At 39.3% G+C, this 24,726-nt stretch carries 21 protein-coding genes; 15 read left to right on the top strand and 6 right to left on the bottom strand.

Translation table 11 applies throughout. From position 1 onward, the window contains the following. Positions 1-28: 28 nt before the first annotated feature. The gene (locus QE429_RS16370; protein ID WP_307288440.1) at positions 29-1,051 is read left to right on the top strand and encodes an FUSC family protein; all 1,023 of its coding nucleotides are present in this window, start codon (positions 29-31) and stop codon (positions 1,049-1,051) included. Here the strand turns inward: QE429_RS16370 and QE429_RS16365 are convergent. Beyond that, entirely contained in the window at positions 1,026-2,573 is a 1,548-nt protein-coding gene (locus tag QE429_RS16365) for a multicopper oxidase family protein (RefSeq protein ID WP_307290857.1), read from the bottom strand. The two genes, QE429_RS16370 and QE429_RS16365, sit on opposite strands and share 26 nt — an antisense overlap. Positions 2,574-2,705: 132 nt before the next feature. Here QE429_RS16365 and QE429_RS16360 point away from each other — a divergent pair, with 132 nt between their 5' ends. Genes QE429_RS16360 through QE429_RS16340 form a run of 5 tightly spaced genes read left to right on the top strand, consistent with a single transcriptional unit; the run spans position 2,706 to position 7,974 of the window. Next, a complete protein-coding gene (locus QE429_RS16360; protein ID WP_307288438.1) occupies positions 2,706-3,716 on the top strand; it encodes an XdhC family protein in 1,011 nt (336 codons plus the stop codon). After that, entirely contained in the window at positions 3,698-4,333 is a 636-nt protein-coding gene (locus QE429_RS16355) for a nucleotidyltransferase family protein (RefSeq protein WP_307288436.1), read from the top strand. Before QE429_RS16360 ends, QE429_RS16355 begins: the two co-directional genes overlap by 19 nt. Beyond that, positions 4,321-6,654, top strand: coding sequence for a xanthine dehydrogenase family protein molybdopterin-binding subunit (locus tag QE429_RS16350; RefSeq protein WP_373463208.1), 2,334 nt, complete (start codon positions 4,321-4,323; stop codon positions 6,652-6,654). The genes QE429_RS16355 and QE429_RS16350 overlap by 13 nt, the downstream gene beginning before the upstream one ends. Continuing rightward, on the top strand, positions 6,655-7,494 hold the full coding sequence (locus QE429_RS16345) for an FAD binding domain-containing protein (RefSeq protein WP_307288434.1): 840 nt from the start codon (positions 6,655-6,657) through the stop codon (positions 7,492-7,494). 24 nt (positions 7,495-7,518) lie between these two features. Continuing rightward, complete coding sequence (locus QE429_RS16340; RefSeq protein WP_373463207.1) at positions 7,519-7,974, top strand: (2Fe-2S)-binding protein; 456 nt, start codon at positions 7,519-7,521, stop codon at positions 7,972-7,974. 20 nt (positions 7,975-7,994) lie between these two features. On the opposite strand, the gene QE429_RS16335 is transcribed toward QE429_RS16340, so the two are convergent. Beyond that, on the bottom strand, positions 7,995-10,064 hold the full coding sequence (locus tag QE429_RS16335) for a peptidoglycan D,D-transpeptidase FtsI family protein (protein ID WP_307288433.1): 2,070 nt from the start codon (positions 10,062-10,064) through the stop codon (positions 7,995-7,997). Between the two features lie 196 nt (positions 10,065-10,260). Here QE429_RS16335 and QE429_RS16330 point away from each other — a divergent pair, with 196 nt between their 5' ends. The 5 genes from QE429_RS16330 (at position 10,261) to pssA (ending at position 15,243) form a co-directional block, all read left to right on the top strand. Then, positions 10,261-11,793, top strand: coding sequence for a carboxypeptidase M32 (locus tag QE429_RS16330; RefSeq protein ID WP_307288432.1), 1,533 nt, complete (start codon positions 10,261-10,263; stop codon positions 11,791-11,793). Between the two features lie 13 nt (positions 11,794-11,806). After that, entirely contained in the window at positions 11,807-12,445 is a 639-nt protein-coding gene (locus tag QE429_RS16325) for a pyridoxamine 5'-phosphate oxidase family protein (protein ID WP_307288430.1), read from the top strand. A 272-nt stretch (positions 12,446-12,717) separates the two neighbouring features. Continuing rightward, entirely contained in the window at positions 12,718-13,497 is a 780-nt protein-coding gene (locus QE429_RS16320) for a TerC family protein (RefSeq protein WP_307288428.1), read from the top strand. 353 nt (positions 13,498-13,850) lie between these two features. Then, positions 13,851-14,522, top strand: coding sequence for a phosphatase PAP2 family protein (locus QE429_RS16315; RefSeq protein ID WP_307288427.1), 672 nt, complete (start codon positions 13,851-13,853; stop codon positions 14,520-14,522). A 19-nt stretch (positions 14,523-14,541) separates the two neighbouring features. Continuing rightward, positions 14,542-15,243, top strand: a complete 702-nt coding sequence (gene pssA, locus QE429_RS16310) for a CDP-diacylglycerol--serine O-phosphatidyltransferase (protein ID WP_307288425.1) — start codon at positions 14,542-14,544, stop codon at positions 15,241-15,243. A gap of 216 nt (positions 15,244-15,459) precedes the next feature. Here the strand turns inward: pssA and qoxD are convergent, their stop codons facing one another. The 4 genes from qoxD to qoxA are packed head-to-tail and all read right to left on the bottom strand — an operon-like array spanning position 15,460 to position 19,289. Beyond that, entirely contained in the window at positions 15,460-15,753 is a 294-nt protein-coding gene (gene qoxD, locus QE429_RS16305) for a cytochrome aa3 quinol oxidase subunit IV (protein ID WP_307288424.1), read from the bottom strand. Next, positions 15,754-16,359 carry a cytochrome aa3 quinol oxidase subunit III gene (gene qoxC / locus QE429_RS16300; protein ID WP_307288423.1) on the bottom strand — a complete coding sequence of 202 codons (606 nt, stop codon included), beginning with the start codon at positions 16,357-16,359 and terminating at the stop codon, positions 15,754-15,756. Next, positions 16,349-18,325 (bottom strand): cytochrome aa3 quinol oxidase subunit I, encoded by a 1,977-nt coding sequence (gene qoxB / locus QE429_RS16295; RefSeq protein ID WP_307288422.1) that lies wholly within the window; start codon positions 18,323-18,325, stop codon positions 16,349-16,351. The genes qoxC and qoxB overlap by 11 nt, the downstream gene beginning before the upstream one ends. After that, on the bottom strand, positions 18,315-19,289 hold the full coding sequence (gene qoxA, locus QE429_RS16290) for a cytochrome aa3 quinol oxidase subunit II (protein WP_307288421.1): 975 nt from the start codon (positions 19,287-19,289) through the stop codon (positions 18,315-18,317). The genes qoxB and qoxA overlap by 11 nt, the downstream gene beginning before the upstream one ends. A gap of 351 nt (positions 19,290-19,640) precedes the next feature. Between qoxA and QE429_RS16285 the strand changes: the two genes are divergently transcribed. The 4 genes from QE429_RS16285 to QE429_RS16270 all read left to right on the top strand — a co-directional run bounded on the left by QE429_RS16285 (position 19,641) and on the right by QE429_RS16270 (position 24,675). Further along, positions 19,641-19,943 (top strand): iron-sulfur cluster assembly accessory protein, encoded by a 303-nt coding sequence (locus QE429_RS16285; RefSeq protein ID WP_307288419.1) that lies wholly within the window; start codon positions 19,641-19,643, stop codon positions 19,941-19,943. A 1,806-nt stretch (positions 19,944-21,749) separates the two neighbouring features. After that, positions 21,750-23,465 carry an ABC transporter ATP-binding protein gene (locus QE429_RS16280; protein WP_307288417.1) on the top strand — a complete coding sequence of 572 codons (1,716 nt, stop codon included), beginning with the start codon at positions 21,750-21,752 and terminating at the stop codon, positions 23,463-23,465. Between the two features lie 135 nt (positions 23,466-23,600). After that, on the top strand, positions 23,601-24,350 hold the full coding sequence (locus QE429_RS16275) for a Cof-type HAD-IIB family hydrolase (protein WP_307288415.1): 750 nt from the start codon (positions 23,601-23,603) through the stop codon (positions 24,348-24,350). Positions 24,351-24,474: 124 nt separating this feature from the next. Further along, positions 24,475-24,675, top strand: coding sequence for a cold-shock protein (locus tag QE429_RS16270; RefSeq protein WP_307288414.1), 201 nt, complete (start codon positions 24,475-24,477; stop codon positions 24,673-24,675). Positions 24,676-24,726: the final 51 nt, after the last annotated feature.

Here is a 24,726-nt window from a genome sequence, read left to right as displayed (position 1 = left end):
AATTAGTTAAGTAGGAGACAGGTCCCCAATGGTAAAGAATAAGCAGATCAAGAAGCAATTGGAGAATAAAACCCATTTGATATGGAAAATGGCATTGGCATCTGCCTTGTCATGGGAGATTGCAAAATTGGCAGGCTCTAATCATCCTTATTTAGCACCCATTTCAGTTATTCTTTGTTTGCAAACAACAATTAATCAATCAATACAATTCTCCTATCACCGGATGGTGGGAACGATTATTGGGATATGTATTACGGTTCTTTTATCACCTTATTTAAGCGTAAATGGGTGGACATTAGGACTTTTAATCTTAGTAGGTTGTTTTATTGCCAAATGGCTTAAGAGAGATGAAACCGTTATTCACCAGCTGGCATTAACTGTACTTTTAGTCTTTGTGTTAGAACAAAAATCATCTGACTATCCCATTGACCGCTTTCGTGACACGTTAATAGGGGCAATTATTGCCGTTATTGTCCATATGTTTATAATTCCACCCAATTTTACAAAACAAGCTATAAAAACGATTCATCATTTTTCACACCAACTCACAACGTTATTGAACCGAGTTGCCCATTGGATTGAAACAGGCTTAGATCAAAAAGTAGGGAGTGCATTGCAACAAGAAGTCAATCAATTGCTGCAGGAGCTACACCAAATGAAAAATGTCGTGCAAGATGCGGAGGAAAGTCTTACTTACAATCCGTTTGCTGGTAAGTCAAGAAAGAATCTTCAAGGATATAAAGATAAAATTTCTCTACAAGCGTACGGATACACGTATTGCGCCACTGTTATTCAAATATTTACGGAATGGGCAAAAGCGGGTACTCTAGCTTCCAATCATCAACTGGATTGGTCAAAACAACTTCTGGCACTTGAACCACTATTTAATAGCAATGAACCGAATGAACATCCTGGTGGAACATTGAGGGTAAGCTTATCACCTAACCTCGAACCACATCAATTTCACGTTGCACTATATACTGAAACCATTTTGTTAGTAAATAAAACGGGAGTACTCTTAAATCCTAAAGCGAATTCGATGGAAGAATAATATACGGACGCATCATTTCGTAATCCTCATGCTCCAGCATGTGACAATGCCACACGTACTGACCAGTATAAGGAAAAAACGGAATAATGACTCGGGTGACATGCCCAGGTGGACATTTTACAGTGTCCTTCCAGGCGCGTTCTCCCCACTCAGGGGGGATTGGGGCACCGGTATAACTTATTTCTTGAGTTTGGTTAAAAAGCTTTACATTAAAGGGGCGGCGGTCAAGAATTTGAAATTGAACCAAATGGATATGAATAGGGTGATCATCCTCAGTTGTATTCACAAAACTCCATATTTCAGTAGAACCAACCTGCGGATTTTCTGTTATCGGAAAATCCCATTTTTTCTTATCTAAGAGAAATAAAGGTCTGCCGTATGAATCCTTTTCTTCACCTAACTCCAACCATCTAGTTTTATTTACGTTTGATGACTCTAAGGTAGGAATAGGGCCTAAATAGGCAGGGATGACACTCGTATCAATCATCGATAGTGGTTTAGTTACGCGAAACTGCATTACGCTTCCTGTTGTATCCGGGTCCGTCGGTTCTCCAGACGGGAAATGTGTTGGAGCGTCATTTTTCAAAAGAACCGTCTGACCCTCCATATTGCTGAAGTCAATAATAATGTCCATTCTTTCTGCTGGTGCAATCAGTAAGGTTTTCACACCAATGGGCCGTTCCAGAAATCCACTATCTGTGCCAATTTGATAAAAAAGCTGGCTTGAATCAAGGCTTAATCGGAAAAAGCGTGCATTGGATGCATTTAAGAAACGAAATCGATATTTTCTAGGTTCGACTTCTAAGTAGGGCCAAACGGTCCCGTTAACAACAATTGTATCTCCAAAGAAGGAGGGTATAATAGAGGGCTGAATGCCAGATGGATGATCCTCCAGTTGACTGGGATAAGCCAATGAACCATCCTCGTGAAAAGAGCGGTCTTGAAGAAGGAGTGGTATTTCAAATGATCCTGAAGGTAGATTTAAAGAACGTTCATGACTGTCACGGATAAAATAAAATCCTGCAAGACCCGCATAAATATTCAGTCGCGTTAATCCAATGGCATGGTCGTGGTACCAAAGAGCTCTCGAGCTTTGTTGATTACCATATTCATAGACAGATTTTTCAAAAAAAGGACCAGTCACATGAAAATCTTTTGTGAACCAAGCATCCGGGTACCCGTCACTAGCAGGCTCCGTCCTGCCGCCATGAAGGTGAACAACTGTTCGAACAGCAGGCTTCTCCTTTTCGGCACCATGAACCGTATGATCAATTGGAAAAAGATGATGGTCTGGGAGTTTATTTAGCCACTTGACATATACTCTTTCACCAGATTCTACTTCAAATGTTGGTCCTGGGTATACTCCTTCATATCCCCACACCTTTGTTTTAGGTAAGTCACTATGCAGAGACTGCATTTTTTCTACCATACTGACTTCATAATACGTATAATCCGCTGTTTTCCATTTGGGTTTTAATACTGGTGGAATGGACAGCAGATCTTTAAATTTCAAGAGCTTCATCATATACTCTCCTCCTAGCTGCTAATTAATAATGATTATGAAAGAAGAGGACGAAAAATTAATCATTCTAGGAATAGCTTCCTTATTAATATAAATAAACTAGAAATTTTCTGTTTGAAGTGGGGGACTTCTATGGATGATATATATCCAATTTTAGATGTAATGGAGCAGGAAGGAGAGAAGGTATTAGCAACGATTATTCGTGTCAATGGCTCTGCCTATAAGAAGGAAGGAGCATCAATGATTTTTTTTGAGGACGGTTCCTATAAAGGAATGTTAAGTGCTGGTTGTTTGGAAACGGATTTATCCATACGCGTAAGAAAAGTGATGATGCAGCAAGAGGCGGAGATTCTTCAGTACGACTTAAGTGAGGAGAGCGATTTAGGCTGGGGACAGGGGGCAGGCTGTAATGGCACGATCGATATCCTGCTGGAGCCTGTGACGGATCAATTAGTCGAGGATTTTAAGTTTGTAAAAAAGTTATTAAACAGTCAAAAACCTGTGATTGTATTAAAGCGATTAGATGAATTAGGGGAGTATGTGTTTATTGAGGAAGAAGGTGCGTCGTTTGGGAATTGGTCTGGAAATATTCCAGTCCTTGAGTTTACATCTAAGAGCGGCATTATGACGGAATTTTCTATTTTTCAACATACCTTCCAACCTAAACCCCGTCTAATAGTATTTGGAGCTGGACCTGATGCCAAACCTCTTGTCGCACTGGCTGTGGAAACCGGTTTTTCGGTTATTATTTGTGATTGGCGTAAAGAATTTTGTCAAAAGAGTAATTTTCCTAAAGCAGATCTTCACTTAATTGGAACTCCAAATGAATTAATTGAACAACTATCCTTCTCGCCATACGATTTCGCAGTGATTATGTCTCATCATTTCCATCGGGACCAGGAATTTCTCCACCACTTACTACATGAAAATATCCGCTATTTAGGTGTATTAGGACCAAGTGAAAGGACGAAAAGGCTGCTAAATGGGGAAGACATTCCACCATGGCTGTATTCGCCTATTGGTACACCTATTAAAGCCGTAGGTCCTGATGAAATTGCAGTAAGCATCGTTGCCGAAATGATTGAGGTATGGAGAACGCCAAGACATGAGCGTGTGGAGCTTTTATGGACCATCCCCGACTAGTAGGAATTTTTCTGGCAGCAGGTAGAAGTAGCAGGATGGGGTGTTCCAAGCTTAATTTACCACTTGGAAATAGGTTTGTAGGTAGCATGGCTTTTGAGGCGGCACTCGATTCCAATTTAGATGTTACCATCGCGGTCACGCGAAAGGGTGATTCACTTCATTGGTTTACTCCTTTTTCAAAAAAGAAGGGTTGGAGATTGCTAGAATGCCAACATGCGGATGAAGGACTTAGTGCTTCTCTTAAAGTAGGAGTGCGTGCGGCTTCACAGTTAGGTGCAGCTGGAGTGTTAGTGATATTAGCGGATCAGCCAAACATCACGGTTCAAATGATTAATCGATTAGTTGAGGAGTTTTCTGAGTTTCAGGACTATGACTATATATCCTATACGCACAATGGGATAGCAAAACCACCCTTATTAATGAGCAGGAAGCTTTTTCCTTTCATTGAGAGGCTAGAAGGAGATCAAGGAGCCCGTGAAATCATCCGTGGTCGAGAAAGGGGAATCGGAAAACACCTGATTGCTGATGGGAATGATTGTTTTTTTGATGTGGACACAATGGAGGATTATCAATATCTTAAGGAAAAATGGCAATCACATAAGCGATGGGAGGGGTGACAGTGGAGATTCTTGGGAAGAGTGTTATTCGTAAGGATGCACTTGATAAGGTTACAGGCAGAGCAAAGTATACTCATGACTACCATTCTTTGCCCATGTTATCTGCAAAAATGGTTATTAGCCCTTATGGTCATGCAAGAATTGTGAATATCGATACTACAGATGCATGGGCGGTTCCTGGTGTTAGAGCAATTCTTGCTGGTCAGCAATTTCCTCTTACAGGAGAAGCGATTCGGGATCGTCCGCCTATTGCCGTTGATAAGGTCCGGTATCACGGTGAACCGGTTGCACTCGTTGTGGCTGATACGCCTGCACAAGCTAAAAAGGCAGCAGACCTTATTAAGGTCCAATATGAATTGCTGCCCGTTGTTAATTCTCCAACACAAGCGTTTCAAAAGGATGCACCTTTGGTTCATGAGCGGTTAGGTGAATACAAAAAAGAAAAATATGTGTATCCCGTACCTAATACGAATATTGCTACACATATAAAAATTCGGAAAGGTAACATGGAAAGAGGGTGGAATGAAAGCGAAGCGGTAGTGGAGGCGACCTTCTCCTTTGCCCCGTCTGATCATGCAGCAATGGAAACTAGATGTGCCACCGCAGAGATCATGCCGGATGGGCATATTCTTATTACTACCTCTTCACAGGCGCCGTTTATGGTAAAAAGGCTTATTTCTGACTATTTCGGCGAGGATATTGGCAAAATTATTGTCCAAACGCCCTTGGTTGGAGGAGCATATGGAGGAAAGGCATCCGTTCAGCTTGAAATTCTTGCATACTTGGCTTCCAAGGAAGTGGGAGGTAAAGCCGTAAAAATACTAAATACGAGAGAAGAGGATATACTCACTTCACCATGTCATATCGGTTTAGATGCTTTCATTAAATTGGGAGCCGATCGAACGGGGAAAATCAAGGTTGCTGAGATTCGATTTTTATGGGATGCTGGTGCCTATTCTGATAAAGCAAATGATTTAACAAGAGCAGGAGCTGCGGACTGTACTGGGCCCTATAATATTGAAAATGTTTGGTGCGATTCTTACTGTATGTATACCAATCATCCCTACGCGGCACCGTTTAGGGGCTTTAGTCATTCTGAGCTTTCTTTTGCGATCGAAAGAACAATGGATTTGCTTGCTCAGAAATTAAGGATGGATCCCCTTGAATTAAGATATATAAATGCGATTATGCCAGGTCATACTACACCGACAAGAGTGCGATTGAATAAAAGTAATGTTGGTAATCTACAAAAATGTATTGAAAGAGTGAGAGATTTAATTAACTGGGATGAAGGGGCAATCAAAGAAATAAATGAGCGTTACATTCGAGTGAAGGGCGTTAGCTGTAGTTGGAAAACCTCAACAATAGATCCCAATGCACCCTCAGGAGTAATATTAACGTTTAATCCTGATGGGAGTATCAACTTAATGTCAGGTGTTATTGAAATTGGTACAGGAACTAAAACCGTTCTTGCCCAAATACTAGCTGAGCGTTTAAAAATGGATATAAAGAAAATCCATGTCCGGATGGAAGTGGACACACAGACGACTCCAGAGCACTGGAAAACAGTTGCTAGCAGAGGAACGTTTATGGCGGGAAGGGCTGTACTGGAAGCAGCCGATGATGTGATCAGACAGTTAATAGATATTGCTTCCGCAGTATTAAGAGCTCCTAAAGAGGACTTTGTCGTCGGGAACAGCCGTGTTTATCTAAGAGATGATCCAACAGTTGGACTTGATTTTAAGGAAATAGGCTATGGGTATGAGTACCCGAATGGGAACTCTATTGGAGGACAAATCATTGGAAAGGGGAATTTTATTTTACGACATCTTTCACACCTGGACCCTGAGACTGGGGCTGGAAGACCCGGGCCAGAATGGACGGTAGCCGCATATGGGGTTGAAGTAGAGTTTGACAAAAGGGATTATACTTATCGACTACTTAAAGCGGCTACTGTAGTAGACATTGGAAAAGTGTTAAATGAAAAAGCAGCTCTAGGGCAAGTAATGGGTGCGATGAGTATGGGGCTTGCTTTTGCGGGAAGGGAAACATTTTATTTTGACGAGTTAGGCCGCGTATTAAATCCGCAACTTCGAACCTATCGTCCGCTCAGATACGGTGAGAATCCGGAATACTTGGTTGGATTTGTGGAAACACCGCAGCTTGATGGACCCTATGGAGCAAGAGGTGTAGGGGAGCATGGGTTAATGGGAATGCCAGGGGCGCTTGGGAATGCGCTGTCTACAGCTGCAGGCGTATCTCTTCATCATTTACCGCTAATTCCTGAATTAATTTGGCGAGCAAAGGAGGCGAATAAGTAAATGCTTCCCTTTGATTTTGATTATTTTAAACCAGAAACGTTACAAGAAGCTGTCGAGCTTTATCAGTATCTCAACCAGCAGGGAAAGCAGCCTATGTACTTTTCTGGTGGAACAGAATTAATCACCCTCGGCCGCATTGATTTGGCCTATACTGAGGCTGTGATTGATATAAAGGGAATACCTGATTGTACGATTATGGAGGAAAGTGGAAAGCAAGTACTGCTTGGCAGCACACTCTCTCTTACAAGAGTGGAAGAACGGAATCTTTTCCCACTTTTGACGAAAACAGCTAGTGAGGTAGCTGACCATACAGCTCGTGGAAAAATAACGTTGGGCGGAAATATTTGTGCAAGAATTTTTTATCGAGAAGCAGTTCTTCCATTTTTACTTGCTGACAGTCAGCTCTTAATTGCAGGTCCTGAAGGAGAAAAAATGGTAATGATTCATGATGTTTTTAATCGACAGTTACAATTAGACGAAGGTGAATTTTTAGCACAGATAGTTACTGATAATCGCTTTGTAACAGCACCCTATTTTAGCAGGAAAAGGAGGCAGCAATGGGAGACTGGGTATCCGCTGATTACCGTTGCTGCCTTAAAAATAGCACAGAAAATTCGTGTAGCTGTCAGCGGGTTATGCCCATTTCCTTTTCGTTCGAGTGAGGTTGAGGAATCGCTAAATACCAAGGTACTCACAGCAGAAGGAAGAGTTGATAGGGCGCTTTCGGTCCTACCAAACCCGATATTAGACGATATCGAAGGTTCCGCAGATTATAGATTATTTGTTTTACGAAATATATTAATAGATGTGATTGATGCACTAGATGGAGTTAGCGGTTGAAGGTAATAAAGGGGAGAAGATAGCGTGAAATCACACAACATTACGTTAAATATCAACGGTGAAAATCAGATGACCACAGTTCGTTCTGCCGATACCCTTTTATATACACTACGTGGCAAATTTGGAATGACAGGTTCGAAACCAGGCTGTTTAAACGGGGACTGTGGGGCGTGTACGGTAAACATCGACGGTTGGCCAATGAAATCTTGTCTAATGTTAGCCGTTGAGGCTGTTGGAAAAAAGGTCACTACCATTGAGGGATTGAAAGGCACACCGATTCAGCAGGCTTTTATTGAAAACTTTGCATTTCAATGTGGGTACTGTACTCCGGGATTCATTATGAACTGTCATTCGTTAATTACGCAGCACCCACATGCAGATGATAAGACTATTAAAGAATGGCTGGAATCAAATATCTGCCGCTGCACCAGTTATTTTGAAATTGAAAAGGCAGTAAAATCAGTTCTAAAAAATAAATAGAGGGGCCAGATTAGGCTCCTCTATTTATTCTTAAGCTGAAAATACGTATCAAGAACCTTACGGCCAATTTTCAAATTGGCTCTGTTGTCTACCGTTCCTTGGTAGGCCCAAGGAACAATCACGGCCATTGCCACTTCTGGATTATTGCTTGGTGCATAACTTACCAAACTTAAATTCATGACAGGTGGAGGCTCTTTCCCAAATTGACTTCTTAAGGGACCATCGTAAAAGGCTTCTGCCGTTCCTGTTTTTCCTGCAGGTGAATATTGGACACCAGTGAAAAACTTAGTTGCCGTTCCACCTGGCTCCTGCATCACTTTCCTGAATCCAGATTGAACTCGGTCCATCCATTGTTTTTTTGCATCAATGGTATTGAGTACAACAGGAGAAATTTCTTGCGATACTGCCCCGACCTCCTCACCGTCACTAGCAGGTTCTCTAAATTGTTTTACTATATGTGGCTGCATTCTGTACCCGCCATTTGCGATGGTTGAGACATATTGCGCAAGTTGCATTGCTGAGTAAGTATCGTATTGTCCAATAACTAGGTCAAGTAAATATCCTGGGAGCCTACTTTGCCCCTTAAATCCTGACTGCTCATTTGGTAAATCTATTCCTGTTCTTGTTCCCAGCCCAAAGGAGGCAAATGAATTTCTAATCGTTTCAAAGGCTTTTGGGTTAGTGAAATTTAATGGTTTATCGTACTCATAATGCCCTTTCCCAATCCGTATGGCCGTATGGAACATATATACGTTTGAAGATTTTTTCAAAGCATCGATTTCATTTAATCTTCCCAAATAGGAATAGGATTTCTTGATAGGAGTGTCTTTAATTTTTATTCCTGTATCATCAAACACCGTCCCAGGAGAAATGGCTCCAGTTTTATAGCCAGTTAGAATGGTTGCCCCTTTTACGGCAGACCCCACGTTGTATGTAGTTGTAAACGTTCCAAGTGCATCATCAATCATTTCTACTTTACCATTGTCTGAGTTCTTTACTATTTTTTTACCAGACATCGCTAGTATCTCACCTGTATGTGGGTCCATTAACACAACATAGGCCCGATCGGTTAAAGCTGTACCAGGAGATTTTTTTGCTGCCCACAATTCTTCTTCAATAATTTTATCGACAGCCATTTGTAAGTCCATATCGATTGTTAGGACAAGGTCTTTTCCTTTCTTTCCAGTTGTCACGGGTTGTGTTTCAATGACACTTCCCGTCTTATCGGTAATGTTTTTTATTTTTGATTTATACCCGTGTAAAACATCTTCATATTGCATTTCCAACTGACTTTTTCCTACACGGTCATTTCGACTGTAACCTCTTGCTAAAAAGTAATCCAATTGGTCTGCCGGCAGACCTTCATCAGGTTTGGTTACTTTTCCTAAAACAGACCTCAATGTTTCATTAAAACCGTAGGAGCGATCCCAGTCTGTCGTTGTTTCAACGCCTGGAAGGGATTGAAGATTTTCACTTACAACGGCAAATTCTTTTTCGGATACATTTTCATTTTTAACAATTTGCGGTGTAAACTTATAGCCACTAATAAATTCCCTGTAAATGGCAAGAACCTCTAGATCATCGGTGGTTAATGTCTGTAGTTCAGGGTCAGTGATTCGACTTAATTTTAATCTATATAGATCTTTATCCGATAATTGTTTAGCTTCGTATAAAGCTTTTTCTTTTTTTGTGATTTTGGCGTCTGCGATTTTTGAATGTTTCATCATCCAAAAATCTTGCATGTCTCTTTTTGTTACTTTCTTAGTATCTTTTTCAATAAATTGTGCTAACTTTTCTGCTGTGTCCAGCATTTCCGCTTGTGTAAACCCCTCATTTGTAAAAGTTATGGCGCTCTTTGGGATGTTATCTACCACCACTTTAAAATCACGATCAAACATTTTCCCTCTTGGAACAGGGTGACTAACAATAATATCTTCTTTTCTTTCTAAATCGCGTTTAAAGTTTTCCCCATGCACAATTTGAACAAAGCCGAGACGTAAAATTAGGATGGAAAACAATAAAAAGACACTAAAAAAAAGAATATTTAAACGAAAAGGGAAATGGGATTTTTTCTTTTTGGGTTTCTCCAAATGTGACACTTCCTTTTATTTACAACCTATATATTTATATATTATGCCTTATTTGGTCGAGTTTTCCAAATTATTGTCTATGAAAATATTTGCTAATATTTACCCTAATTTGAATTTTTAATTTATAATTAATAAAGATGTTAATGCACAACTAGTAACATCTTAAGACATAGGGAGATAGAAGGAGGTCTACATAATGGAACAAAAAGTAGTAGATTTAACCGTACAAGAAGCGTTGGAGCAATTTAAAGCGTTAGATGAAAAAATCACTCATTTTTCAAGTATTATAGGTTTAGCAGATTGGGATCAAAAGGTCATGGCTCCTAAAAAGGGCAGAAGCATTTTTGCAAAAGCAACGGGTACACTTAGAACCGAAGTATTTAAGCTTTCGGTCTCAGAGGAGATGGGGAAGCTGCTAGAAACCCTATCGTCTAATGAGAACCAAGAAGTATTGGACGAAGTGACAAGAGCAAAGGTAAGAGAGTATAAAGAGTACTATCAAAAATCAAAAAGCATCCCTGCTGACCTCTTTCAGGAATATAGCATTTTAACAGCTCAAGCAAATGATGCGTGGGAGGAAGCAAGGGAAAATAATGATTTTGCTCATTACCTTCCTTACTTAGAGAAAATTGTGGATTACAAACGGAAGTTTGCTGAAATTTATGGTTACGAGGAGCATCCATATGATGCATTGTTAGATGAATTTGAGCCTGGATTAACAGTAAAAACACTAGACCCATTGTTTGCAAAACTAAGAGAATCTAGTGTGAAGTTATTAGAACGAATAAAGCAAAATGGAAAGCCAACCAATGTGGAGGTTTTTAATCAATCCTTTGACATTGAAAAACAAAAAGCATTCAACCGCTTTATCCTTCCGATTATTGGGTTTGATATGAATGCGGGAAGACTAGACGAAACGGTTCATCCATTTGCTCAAACGGTAAATACGGGAGATGTGCGTTTAACAACACGTTATTTGGAAAAGAATGTTCGTTCAGCATTATTTGGGACCATTCATGAGGCAGGACATGGTATCTATGAACAGCACGTGAATCCAGCATTTGAAGAGTCGGTTCTGCAAAGTGGTGCTTCCTTTGGTATTCATGAGTCCCAATCTAGATTTTTAGAAAACATGGTTGGGCGCAGTAAGGAATTCTGGACTTATTTTTATCCGAAGCTTAAAGAGTATTTCCCTACACAGTTGGAAAATATTTCGGTTGAAGAATTCTATCGTGCAGTAAATGCAGTACAGCCTTCGTTTATCCGTGTGGAAGCAGATGAGTTAACATATAATCTTCATATCATGCTGCGTTATGAAATTGAAAAAGCATTAATTGGCGGAGAAATTGAAGTTAAAGATCTTCCATCGATTTGGAACCAAAAAATGCAGGACTATCTTGGCATTACACCAAATACGGATACTGAAGGTGTTCTTCAAGATGTTCATTGGTCCTTCGGAGGAATCGGCTACTTTCCTTCGTATTCATTAGGTAATCTTTATGCTGCACAAATCCTCCGAACCATTCAGAAAGAGGTACCGGAATTCCAAGACCATATTGAAAATGGTAAGTTTGATCTCATACAGGAATGGTTAAAAGAAAAAATCCATCATTTTGGGAAGCTTTATACCCCTAATGAATTAATTGTGAAGGTAACAGGTGAGGAGTTAAATGCAGACTATCTCGTAGAGTATCTAGAGAACAAATATACGGAAGTTTACGAACTATAGAGGATGATTAAGTATGCAGGAAACTCTTAGCTTTAATAAGTTGATAACCACACAGGAGGAACTTCTGGCTTTAATGGGTACTCCTAGCGAAAGAGCACAAAAAAAGGTGATTCATCATTTAGATGAGAATTGCAAAGATTTTATTAGCATGTCCCCATTTTTGGTCATGTCCACTGCAGATGGATCCGGAAGTTGTGATGTATCACCGCGCGGAGACCAGCCTGGCTTTGTATTGGTTATGAATGAAAAACAGCTCATCATACCTGAAAGACCTGGAAACAAAAGAGTGGATTCGATGAAAAATATTTTAGAAAATCCGTATGTTGGTTTGCAATTTTTCATCCCTGGTCTGGGTGAAACCCTCCGTGTCAACGGGAAAGCGTGTCTTGTGACAGATGAAGAGTTATTAGAAAAGATGGCTGCAAAGGGGAAGGTGCCCGTTATTGGGATTGCAGTAGAAGTAGTGGAGTGCTTTATCCACTGTGCCAAAGCCTTAATACGTTCGGGGCTCTGGCAGCCTGAAAGCTGGATCGAGAAAGAATCATTACCGAGAGCTGCCAAAATTTTAACTGATCATGCCAAACTTGATGATGTCACTGTAGACGAAGTGGAAGCAAGTCTCCATGAAGGTTATAAACAAAGGTTATATTAACTCTACATTGACATTTTATTAAAAGTTTAATATATTATTAGTAATAGAATATTTCCTTTTTAAAGGGGAGTAGCTGCTACAATAAAGTCGTCATTTCGAGAACAAGTTTCTCCGGCTTTATTGGCAACATGGACGTTGTTAGCAAGACCTTTACTTTACTGTAAAGGTCTTTTTGTGTGGTTTTTTAAGGCCTTTACTGTTATCAGTAAAGGCCTTTTTATTTGGCGCTAGGGAGTATCTTAGAAAAACGTACCTAAGAGGAGGAGTTATTTATGGATGTATCTATTTTACTGGAGTATGGCTGGGTTTTACTTGTTCTTATTGCGCTAGAGGGACTTTTAGCGGCGGATAATGCGTTAGTTTTGGCTATCATGGTAAAACATCTTCCTGAAGAAAAACGTAAAAAAGCTTTATTTTATGGTTTAGCAGGCGCATTTGTATTCCGCTTTGCATCATTATTTGTCATTTCATTCCTTGTAGATGTATGGCAGGTCCAAGCGATTGGCGCACTATATTTGTTATTTATGGCGGGTAATCATGTTTTCCGAAAGTTGATAAAGGGAAAAGCAGAAGAAACAACAAAAGGAAGTCAAAAAACTAGTGGATTCTGGAGTACGGTGTTAAAGGTAGAAATCGCAGATATTGCCTTTGCGGTTGATTCAATTCTGGCTGCTGTGGCAATGGCAGTCGTTCTTCCAGATACGCCTCTTCCTAATATTGGCGGTTTGGACGGTGGTAAATTCTTAGTTATTTTTGCAGGTGGCATCATTGGACTTATTATCATGCGTTTTGCGGCTAACCTTTTTGTTAAGCTATTAGAAAAAAAGCCAGGATTAGAAATTGCTGCCTTTACAATCGTAGGTTGGGTGGGCGTTAAATTAGCGGTCTACACCCTTTCACATCCGGCATTAGCAATTTTAAGTGAAGAATTTGCTCATTCTACAGAATGGAAGGTAACGTTTTATGCTGTATTAGTTGGTATCGCCGTAGCAGGTTTTCTTTTCTCCAAAGAGAAAGCCGAAGAGAACGTGGATAAAGCTAAGGCGTTATAATGTAGACTCGCCAATTGGCGAGTTTTCATTTTACTAAAGAATTGATTATGTTTATTAGACATACTAATCCTGTGGGAAGTAATATTAATGGAAAATTCCTTGGGTGAAAAAGCTATGAGCCTGAAATGGATGGTCGATAAGATTTTGGGTCGCGTAGGCGGGCTCTATGAGCCCGAAATGCCCTGGCGGAGAAGGGTTTCGGTCGCGTAGCCGAGTTCTACGAGCCCAAACCACCTGAAGGATAAAGGTTTAGATCACGTATAGACTACATTCACATGTTCTCCGTCAATTTCCATAAAGTGTGATGTTGTTTATAATTCTCAAATGGGATAAAAATAGAAAGGATTATCATAATGAGTTTAAAAATAAGACTTGTCATCGCTTTTTTTATAAGTGCTATTTCCATATTGGGCTTTAGTTTGATATCATTGTTTATTAGTGACCGAAAGATCAATCAATTTGACCATCATGTTATTGATTTTATACAAGGTTTGGAATCGATTGGATTAACTCGCACCATGAAGTTTTTTACCACAATTGGATCGGCTCCTGTTGTCATAGGACTGAGCATTGTACTTTTATTTTTCCTTTATAAAGTATTGCATCATCGATTAGAACTAATATTGTTTATCGGGACAGTTATTGGTTCTGCACTTCTAAATGAACTGTTGAAACAATTTTTCAAGAGAGCACGACCCGAATTACATCGATTAATTGAAGTTGGAGGATACAGCTTTCCTAGCGGACATGCCATGAATGCTTTCACAGTATATGGAATAGTTTCCTTTGTTCTGTGGCGCCATATTTCCAGCAGATGGGGGAGGGGGCTATTGATTATTGTTAGTGTGGCAATGATTCTATTGATTGGTATAAGCCGAATCTATTTGGGTGTCCATTATCCAAGTGATATCATTGGCGGTTATTTTGCAAGTGGTTTTTGGTTAACAACTGCTATTTTGTTTTTCCAATTTTATATGGAAAAGAAGTATAATAAGAAGCATAAGCGAGAAAAAGAAGTGGCATAAATTTTATAATTTTTTTGGAGTGATACATATTATCAGAAACAGTATTCCTAATTTATTTACCCTTGCTAATTTATTTTTTGGATTTTTGTCGGTGATGTATTCAGCACAAGGGGATTACAAAAACGCAGCCATATTAATCTTAATTGGAATGATGCTAGATAGCATGGATGGGCGAATTGCACGTATGCTCCGTGTGGAAAGTGAATTAGGTAAAGAGCTCGACTCTTTGGCTGATATTGTAACTTTTGGGGTTGCGCCTGCGATGATGGCCTACTATTCTTATTTCAGTGATTTTGGAGTCGCTGGAATGGCCATTGCCGGTCTATTCCCATTATTCGGTGCCTATCGATTGGCTCGTTTTAATATTAATGCGGTAAAATCCTCTTTAAAGTATTTTACGGGAGTTCCAATTACGGCAGCAGGTGGATTATTAACACTATTAACTTTGTTTCATGGGAAAATGCCTGCCATCATTCTTCCAATTGCTTTTTTCGTTCTTTGCTATTTGATGGTAAGTACGATTAAAATTCCTAGTTTAAAGGATATTCCGTTGCCTAAATACGGAATTATCATCACACTTTTTCTTGGTTATGCGATTTACCTTGTCTTTAAGAAGGAACAACATCGCTTTCCATACTTCATCTATGTAGCCATTCCACTTTATGTGGCATTCATTGGTTATCAATTAGTCCGAACCAAAAGAAAGAATAGCACAAAATAAAAAAAGGTGTCAGGCACCATGTGAACATTTCACATGGGGTTGCCTGACACCCTTTTTTATTTATAGGAAAGTATTAAATTCGACTTCGAGAATTGTCCAGTTCCAGCGCCTAGCCCCTCGTGTCAAATAACCTCCGGCAAGTAAAGACAAAGAGCGACTTTTCTTGCCGAAGAACATTTGCCTGTCGGGGCTGACCAAGGCGCTTGCCTTTCCTTATTACATTCCAAATGACATAACCCAGATAGATCCTCCAACGGTTACGACCGCGATGAAAAAGGCATATCCGATGTTAACCAAATTGGACTTACCGTCTTCTCCTTCATTCATATGCATGAACATGAACAGCTGTAGACCAGCTTGAATGACCGCAAGTGAACCAATAATCCAAAGGATTGTTTTAAATGGTAATGAAGTCTTTAGTGCTACTCCAAGTGCTGCGAAAGTAAGTACTAGTGACAAAATAAATCCTAAAACATGTGTAACAGGAAACCCTTTTGTATTTTTAGCCATTTACGACACCATCCTTGCTAAATACACAAATGTAAAGATAAAGATCCAAACTACATCTAAGAAGTGCCAGTATAAGCCAATAATAAATGTTTTTCTAGCTGTCACTGGAGTTAACCCTCTTTTGAAGATTTGAATAATAACCATGGTAGCCCAGCCAATACCCATCGATACGTGGAGACCGTGCGTGCCTAATAATACAAAGAAGCTAGATAGGAAGGCACTAGTCTGCATGGTTGCACCTTCATGGACATAGTGAATAAATTCTGTGACTTCCATAAAGACGAACCCTGCACCAAGTAATAGGGTAATGATGAACCATAATAGTAAACCATTACGGTTGTGACGGCGCATTTCAAAAATCGCTAGTCCCATGGTAAAACTACTAGTTAATAGGAGAATGGTTTCAACCATGACATCTTTTATTTCAAAAAGATCCTTAGGAGTAGGTCCTCCTGCATATCTTGCATTTAATACGGAAAATACCGCAAATAGTGTACCGAATAGAATGATTTCTGCCCCAAGGAAAATCCAAAATCCTAAAATGTTCATTCTGTTTTGTTCCGTTTGATATTCAAGAGGCAATGCTGTATTCACATTAGCTGACATGGTTATTCACCCCTTTATCGACGTTTCGCCATGCTTTCTCAGTTGCTTTAATTTCATCGACTGGAACATGGAAACCGTCATTATAATCAAAGGATCTAATGATTAATCCTGCTAATATTCCGACCGTTGCTACAAGAGCGGCAATCTTCCATTCAAATACTAAGAAGAAACCGGCTACTCCGAATACAGCGCCCATATAGATTGGTAATCCTGAATTACTTGGCATGTGAATTTCTTTTATTTCATCATCATTTAGTGTAAGACCTTCGTTGTTTTTCTTCATATACCAGAATGCATCAAGTGATTTAACTTCTGGTTGTTTCGCGAAGTTATAGAATTGAACAGGTGAAGCAGTCGCCCACTCAAGTGTTCTTGCATCCCAAGGATCGTTAGAGATATTGCGGTCTGCATAACGAGCACTCCAATAAATATTGTAGCAGAGGGCACCAAAACCGATTGCTAAAATAACTGCACCAATTGCTGAAACTAGGAATAATGGTGCGTAGCCTGATTCAACAGAATAGGTATATGAGCGTCGAACCGCTCCATTTAAACCAAGGAAGAACATGGGCATAAACGTTAAATTGAAACCAATGACGAAGAACCAGAAATGAATCTTACCTAGTTTTTCATTTAACATATGTCCAAACATTTTTGGCCACCAGTAGTAAAGACCAGCAAATACCGCGAACACTACACCAGGTATTAATACATAGTGGAAGTGAGCAACAAGGAATAAAGTATTATGATATTGATAATCCGCTGCACCCATTGCAAGCATTACACCAGTTACCCCACCAATAACAAAGCAAGGGATGAAGGCGAGTGCCCAAAGCATGGCAGTCGTAAATTGGATACGGCCTTTACGCATAGTGAACAGCCAGTTAAACATTTTAACACCGGTTGGAATAGCAATCATCATAGTTGTAATTGAGAATACAGAGTTGACTGCTGGTCCAGCACCCATTGTAAAGAAGTGGTGAACCCATACAAGCATACTTAAGAAAGCAATTCCAACGACGGAAAAGACCATTGATTTATAGCCAAATAACATTTTTCGAGAAAAAGTTGAAATAACTTCTGAGAACATTCCGAAGGCTGGAAGAACAACAATATATACCTCAGGGTGTCCCCATAGCCAGAACAAGTTCGCCCACATCATATCCATTCCACCGCCGCTTAGCGTAAAGAAATGGGTACCGAAAATACGGTCAAATGTCATTAGAGCAAGTGCTACAGTAAAGATTGGGAAAGCAGCAATGATAATAATGGAAGCAACAAATGATGTCCAAGTGAACATCGGCATTCTCATTAATGTCATGCCCTTTGTTCTCATTTTTAAAACTGTTACGACAAAGTTAATACCTGTCATCAGAGTACCAATACCGCCAATCTGTAAGGCTATTGCATAATAGTTGTTACCGATACCAGGAGTGAACTCTTTCCCTGCAAGAGGGAAGTAGGCTGTCCATCCAGCATCTGGTGAACCACCAACAACGAAAGAAATGTTAAACAGCATTGCACCTGCAAAGAATAGCCAGAAACTTAGCGCATTCAATTGCGGAAACGCAACGTCACGTGCACCAATTTGCAGTGGAATAACGACGTTCATTAAACCAATTAAAAGTGGCATAGCTGCGAATAAAATCATGATTACACCATGAGTGGTGAAAATTTCGTTATAGTGCTGTGCATCTAAAAATTGCATCTCAGGGCGTGAGGTTTGTGCCTTCATTAATAGGCCATCCACGCCACCGCGGAAGAACATTAATACACCAGAAATGATGTACATGATACCGATTCGTTTATGGTCTACAGTTGTAAGCCATTCACGCCAGAGCCATTTCCATTTTTTTAAATAGGTAACTCCAGCAACAATACCTACCATTGTTAGAACAATAGCAATCTGAGAACCTAGTATTAAAGGGTTCCCCACGATGAAGAAGTCATGCCAATTAATGCCCATCGTGTTCACCTCCATTAGAATTTTCATTCTTATTCATACTCTCCATAGACTCGCCATTAGGTTCTTCATCTTTAAAGATCTTACCTTTGACGCCATGGACCTCATATAATTCTGGGTTTGTATAAGTCTTAGAGTTCATTTTTGCGTGGTCAACCCAAGCTAAATGTGTACCAATAAATGTTTCACGTCCTAAATGTGTCGGCTTTAGGAGTTCATTGTATTTTTTCTCCGTTAATTTTGGTGCCTTATCTTTAACGTCCTTAACCCATTTATCAAAGTCTTTTGGTGACTTTGCTTCAACGGTAAACTCCATTTCAGCGTAGCCCTTTCCGTTGAAGTTTGTGTTACGGCCTAGAAATTCCCCAGGCTTATCTGCAGTAAGGTACAGTTGAGTTTCCATTTTATTCATTGTGTATTTCTGACCGCCTAATTCAGGCACCCAGAAAGATTGCATAGTACCAGCTGATGTTAATTTAAACTCAACAGGTGTACCTGCAGGAATGTTAACATAGTTCACTGTTTCAATACCTTGTTCTGGATAACTAAAAATCCATTTCCAGTCGGCAGATGTAACATGGATCACGATAGGTTTTTTATTTTCATAGCCAACAGGTGGTTTTTCAAGTTTATATATCGTTGTAACTGTTGGAATGGTTAAAGCAATTACGATCAGAATAGGAATAACAGTCCAAATAAATTCCAATTTTGTGCTGCCATGTTCTTCAGGTGGCTCGTAATCTTTATTTTCAGGTGTTGCACGGTATTTCCAGATAATATATCCAAATAAACCAAAAACGACAATAACCACAAGGAGCATGAAGATGAGCGACCAATTGATCAAGTCAAGAATATCTCTCGCTGCAGGACCCTTTGGCTCGAAAACAAGCATATTTGGTTCGCATCCACTTAAAAGCAGTACAGGAAGTAGAGCTAATAATGGAACGAAGTATTTCTTTTTAAACATTGAGATTTTCCCCTCCAATAATTGTTCGTTTTTTCACAATCTCTTCGTGAATTCATTCACAAACTTTGCTAGAGTCATGCCCTTTCATAAAAACAAAAAACAATAATTAAATTAATTATTAAATAATAACTATTGGTGTGTTTGTTTCCTTAACACAATATTAACAACATAGATGTGATGTTAACATAGGTTTTTGAAAAAAGTTGTGACAAATTTGTTAAGGATTTAAAAGCCTAATATTGAGATAAAATGGAAAATGGCGTTGTTACAAGGTTCCTGCAATAATAGTTGTCTATTTTATTACATTCGTGGGATAATATAGGTGAATACATAGTTAGAGGAGAGCATATAATGAAAGTCAAAATTAACCGCAATGCTGCAAAAGCATTGAATAAAATGTTAGATCAAGAGGAAGCACAAGGAAAATTATTTCGTATATATGTAACAAGCATCCACGGAGATCATGCACACTACGATTTAATGCTCGATACTCCTACAGAAAAGGATGAAATAATTAAATCCGATAAGGAAATTGACTTTATTATTGAAAAAAATAATGAGTATCTAGATAATATCTGGATTCAATTCTTCCACGTACCAAAAGAAGAATGGCTTATTACAAATCCTTCAAAGGGTATCCACCATCATCATTAAAATAATAGAAGATAAGCTCGGAATGCTAGTAAAGGGTTCACTTGTGGGGTGCACGAAGACAAATTGAAAGATGAAATGGCATGTGAATTGACGCATGCCATTTTTGTTGTTATATCAAGGTTTAATGTCCATTTCTTTTAGTATTGGCAGTCCATTATTAAAGTGTTTTTTGAGTAAAAATACATATTTTACATTGAAAATTCATGTCCAATTAGATGTCATTTAGAATGCCAAAATAAGTGCAAATTAGAGGTTAATGGGAGAAGGGGAAGGGAAATTTGAGCTTCCGTCGTTGAGACGAGTTCATAACGACTGAAGCGGTAAAAAAATCAGGTCTTCGGTCGATTAGAAGGGTTCATAACGACCGAAGCGTTAAAAAAATCAGGACTTCGGTCGATTAGAAGGGTTCATAACGACCGAAGGGGTAAAAAAATCAGGTCTTCGGTCGATTAGAAGGGTTCATAACGACTGAAGCGTTAAAAAAACAGGACTTCGGTCGATTAGAAGGGTTCATAACGACCGAAGGGGTAAAAAAAACAGGTCTCCGGTCGATTAGAAGGGTTCATAACGACTGTAGGGCAAAAAAAATCAGGGCTTCGGTCGTTTAGAAAGGTTCATAACGACCGAAGGGCATAAAAAATCAGGGCTCCGGTCGTATAGAAGGGTTCATAACGACCGAAGGGCTAAAAAAATCAGGACTCCGGTCGATTAGAAGGGTTCATAACGACCGAAGGGGTAAAAAAATTAGGACTTCGGTCGTTTAGATAGGTTCATAACGACTGTAGGGCAAAAAAAATCAGGACTTCGGTCGTTTAGAAAGGTTCATAACGACCGAAGGGCATAAAAAATCAGGGCTCCGGTCGTATAGAAGGGTTCATAACGACCGAAAGGGTAAAAAAATCAGGACTTCGGTCGATTAGAAGGGTTCATAACGACCGAAGGGGTAAAAAAATCAGGTCTTCGGTCGATTAGAAAGGTTCATAACGACCGAAGGGCATAAAAAATCAGGGCTCCGGTCGTATAGAAGGGTTCATAACGACCGAAGGGCATAAAAAAACAGGACTTCGGTCGATTAGAAGGGTTCATAACGACTGAAGGGCTAAAAAAATCAGGCCATCGGTCGATTAGAAGGGTTCATAACGACCGAAGGGGTAAAAAAATCAGGGCTCCGGTCGTATAGAAGGGTTCATAACGACTGAAGCGTTAAGAAAATCAGGGCTCCGGTCGATTAGAAGGGTTCATAACGACTGAAGGGGTAAAAAAATTAGGACGTCGGTCGATTAGAAGGGTTCATAACGACTGAAGCGTTAAAAAAATCAGGGCTCCGGTCGTATAGAAGGGTTCATAACGACCGAAGGGGTAAAAAAATCAGGGCTCCGGTCGTATAGAAGGGTTCATAACTACTGAAGCGTTAAGAAAATCAGGCCATCGGTCGATTAGAAGGGTTCATAACGACCGAAGGGGGAAAAAATCAGGGCTTCGGTCGTTTAGAGCAAAAGAGCGCATATACAATTTATTCAGATACTCTTCTTCATGTTGATTTCTTAGTAAAATAGACTGTCATTTACGCTGAGGAAACGTGGTCAGGCACCTCTTAAGTGAATCTTTAGAATGCTAGCCAACGTTTCTTATTTTGATACCAATTTTCAAAAAACTTGAAATTGTTTACATATTTCTCATATAATCCTATTATTGCTAATTTTGAAAAAGGCTGTGTTAAAGAACTGTGTTGATTATTCCATCATCTTGATTGGAGCGGATATCAACAGGCTAGATTAACAGAGCCTTGATAAAAGGAGTTTTTCTATGATCCGCCGATTTTTTTCTTATTATCGACCGCATAAAAAATTGTTTATATTAGATTTTTTTAGTGCCATTGTGGTCGCAGCACTAGAACTGGCTTTTCCATTAGCAGTACAATGGTTTATTGATAAATTGCTGCCTGGAGAGGACTGGCAAGCAATTGTGTCAGTTAGTATCGGCCTTTTCCTAGTATATTTATTGAGTACCTTTCTACAATTTATTGTGAATTACTGGGGCCATAAACTTGGTATCAATATTGAAACAGATATGAGGCAAGAATTGTTTGAACATGTACAAAAGCAATCTTTTCGTTTCTTCGATAATACGAAAACAGGTCATATCATGAGTAGAATTACTAATGATCTTTTTGACCTTGGTGAACTTGCACATCACGGACCAGAAGATGTGTTTATTGCCATAATGACTTTTATAGGTGCATTTTGGATTATGCTGACAATCAATGTAAAACTGTCATTATTTGCAATTATAGTTCTTCCTTTTTTAATTTTACTTGTTGTGATATGTAACCTGAAAATGAATAAGGCCTGGGGGCAAATGTATTCAAGTATTGCAGATGTGAATGCTCGTGTTGAGGATAGTGTGTCAGGTAGTCGGGTTGTTCAATCATTTACAAATGAAGATTATGAGATTGCTAGATTTAAAAAGAATAATAAGACCTACCGTGCTTCCAAACTCGGTGGATATCGGGTTATGTCGTTCAGCTTATCAGGCATTTATATGATGACAAGGTTAATTACCATTATTGTTCTCGTTTACGGCGCTTGGTTAAGTTTTACAGGTCAATTGACATATGGAGAACTGGTAGGTTTTGTTCTTTATGTTAATGTTCTCTTTAAACCTATTGATAAAATCAGTGCAATTATGGAACTTTATCCAAAAGGAATGGCAGGATTTAAGCGTTTTATTGAATTAATTGATTCAGAACCGGAAGTCAAAGATACAAAGGATGCAATTGTGGTTGATTCCTTAAAAGGAGATATTGTGTTTAATGATGTTTCTTTTCGGTATGACAGGCATAAATCAGTCCTCGAACATATTGATTTGAAGATCAATGCTGGTGAAACGGTTGCATTTGTAGGCCCATCAGGAGCTGGTAAGACGACAATTTGCTCGTTAATTCCAAGATTTTATGATGTGAATAGTGGGGAAATTAAAATCGACGGTATGGATATTCGGGATTTGACTAAAAAATCACTACGTTCCCAAATTGGAATTGTTCAACAGGATGTGTTTCTTTTTACTGGCACTCTCCGTGAGAACATCGCTTATGGAAAGCAAAATGCAACGGATGAAGAAATTTATGATGCAGCACGACGTGCCCATCTTGAACAATTTATTGCTACCTTACCGGACGGCTATGAAACACAAATTGGAGAAAGAGGGTTGAAACTTTCTGGGGGACAAAAACAACGAATTGCCATTGCACGTATGTTTTTGAAAAATCCTCCGATCTTAATTTTGGATGAAGCTACTTCTGCGTTAGATACAGAAACGGAAATGGTAATTCAAGAAGCATTGATGGAGTTAGCGCAGAACAGGACAACACTTATTATTGCCCATAGACTTGCGACTATTCGCAATGCTGATCGGATAGTTGTCGTAACGGAAGATGGGATTGCAGAAGAGGGACGCCATGATGACCTCATTGAACAAGGCGGTATCTTTGCAAACCTTCACCGTGTGCAATTTCAGCGATAAAAACAGAAAGAACTCTATATATAAGTAAGAGTTCTTTTTGTTTTATATAAAATAATTATGTAAACCGTAACTTTTGTTTATTTATCGTAAAAGGTGTTACCCTAGTAAGGAAAGGGCGAAAGGAGACAAATACATATGGATAACTATAAAAAGGATGTAGAAATTAAACTTATCGCACTTGATATGGATGGAACTCTTTTAAATAAAAAAGGAGAGATCTCAGAGGCCAATCGTCAAGCAATTAAAAAGGCACAGGAAAAGGGTATTGCCGTTGTTCTTAGTACTGGTCGCTCCATTGGTACTAGTAGAGAACATGCTGATTCGCTTGAATTGACTTCATATTTGGTAACGGTAAATGGAAGTGAAATTTGGGACCATCAGCGTCAGTTAGTGGAGAGAAACCTAGTGAATACCGAACTTATCCAATGGATGTGGGAACTAACGAAACAACATCAAACCAAATTTTGGGCGATAAGCACGGATCGAAGCTGGCATAATGAAATGCCGGAGGACCTACATAGTGTAGAATGGTTAAAATTTGGTTTTAATATTGATGATGATACTACAAGAGAGCTAATTAAACAGGAGCTTGAAGCGAAAGGTGAATTCGAACTAAGCAATTCAACTCTGAAAAATATTGAGGTAAATCCTGTTGGGATTAATAAAGCAAAAGGACTAAGAATGGTTTGCAGTCGTTTAGGGATAGATATGAAGAATGTAATGGCTGTTGGTGACAGTATGAATGATTTAGCGATGATCAAAGAAGCAGGGGTCGGCGTAGCAATGGGAAATGCTCAAGAAATTGTTAAAGCGTCGGCAGACTGGATTACCTCAACAAATGAAGAAGATGGAGTGGCAAAAGCCATCCATAAATGGGTAATCTAAAGGGTGAAAATTTAATTTATTTTTTTTACATTTGAGTATAAGGTTTTAATTTGTGGGTAAAAATAATCAGGCAAGTATATTGCAATTTCATGTATAAGGTACATGCTAGGAGGCTACAAAGGAAATGGAACATGGTAAGGTAAAATGGTTTAACAGCGAAAAAGGATTTGGATTCATCGAGCGTGAAGGTGGAGAGGACGTATTCGTACATTTCTCTGCTATTCAAGGTGAAGGTTACAAATCATTGGATGAAGGTCAAGAGGTTACGTTTGAAATCGAAAATGGACAACGTGGACCACAAGCGGTTAACGTTCGTAAATCATAATGACCCACCAAAAAAACAGACTCCAAAACGGAGTCTGTTTTTTTTTATGAA

The sequence above is a fragment of the Bacillus sp. SORGH_AS_0510 genome (assembly GCF_030818775.1).
In the GTDB taxonomy this organism is placed as follows: domain Bacteria; phylum Bacillota; class Bacilli; order Bacillales; family Cytobacillaceae; genus Neobacillus.
The sequence above is the reverse complement of the archived record's forward strand: the minus strand, read 5'-3'. Positions and strand labels throughout refer to the sequence as shown.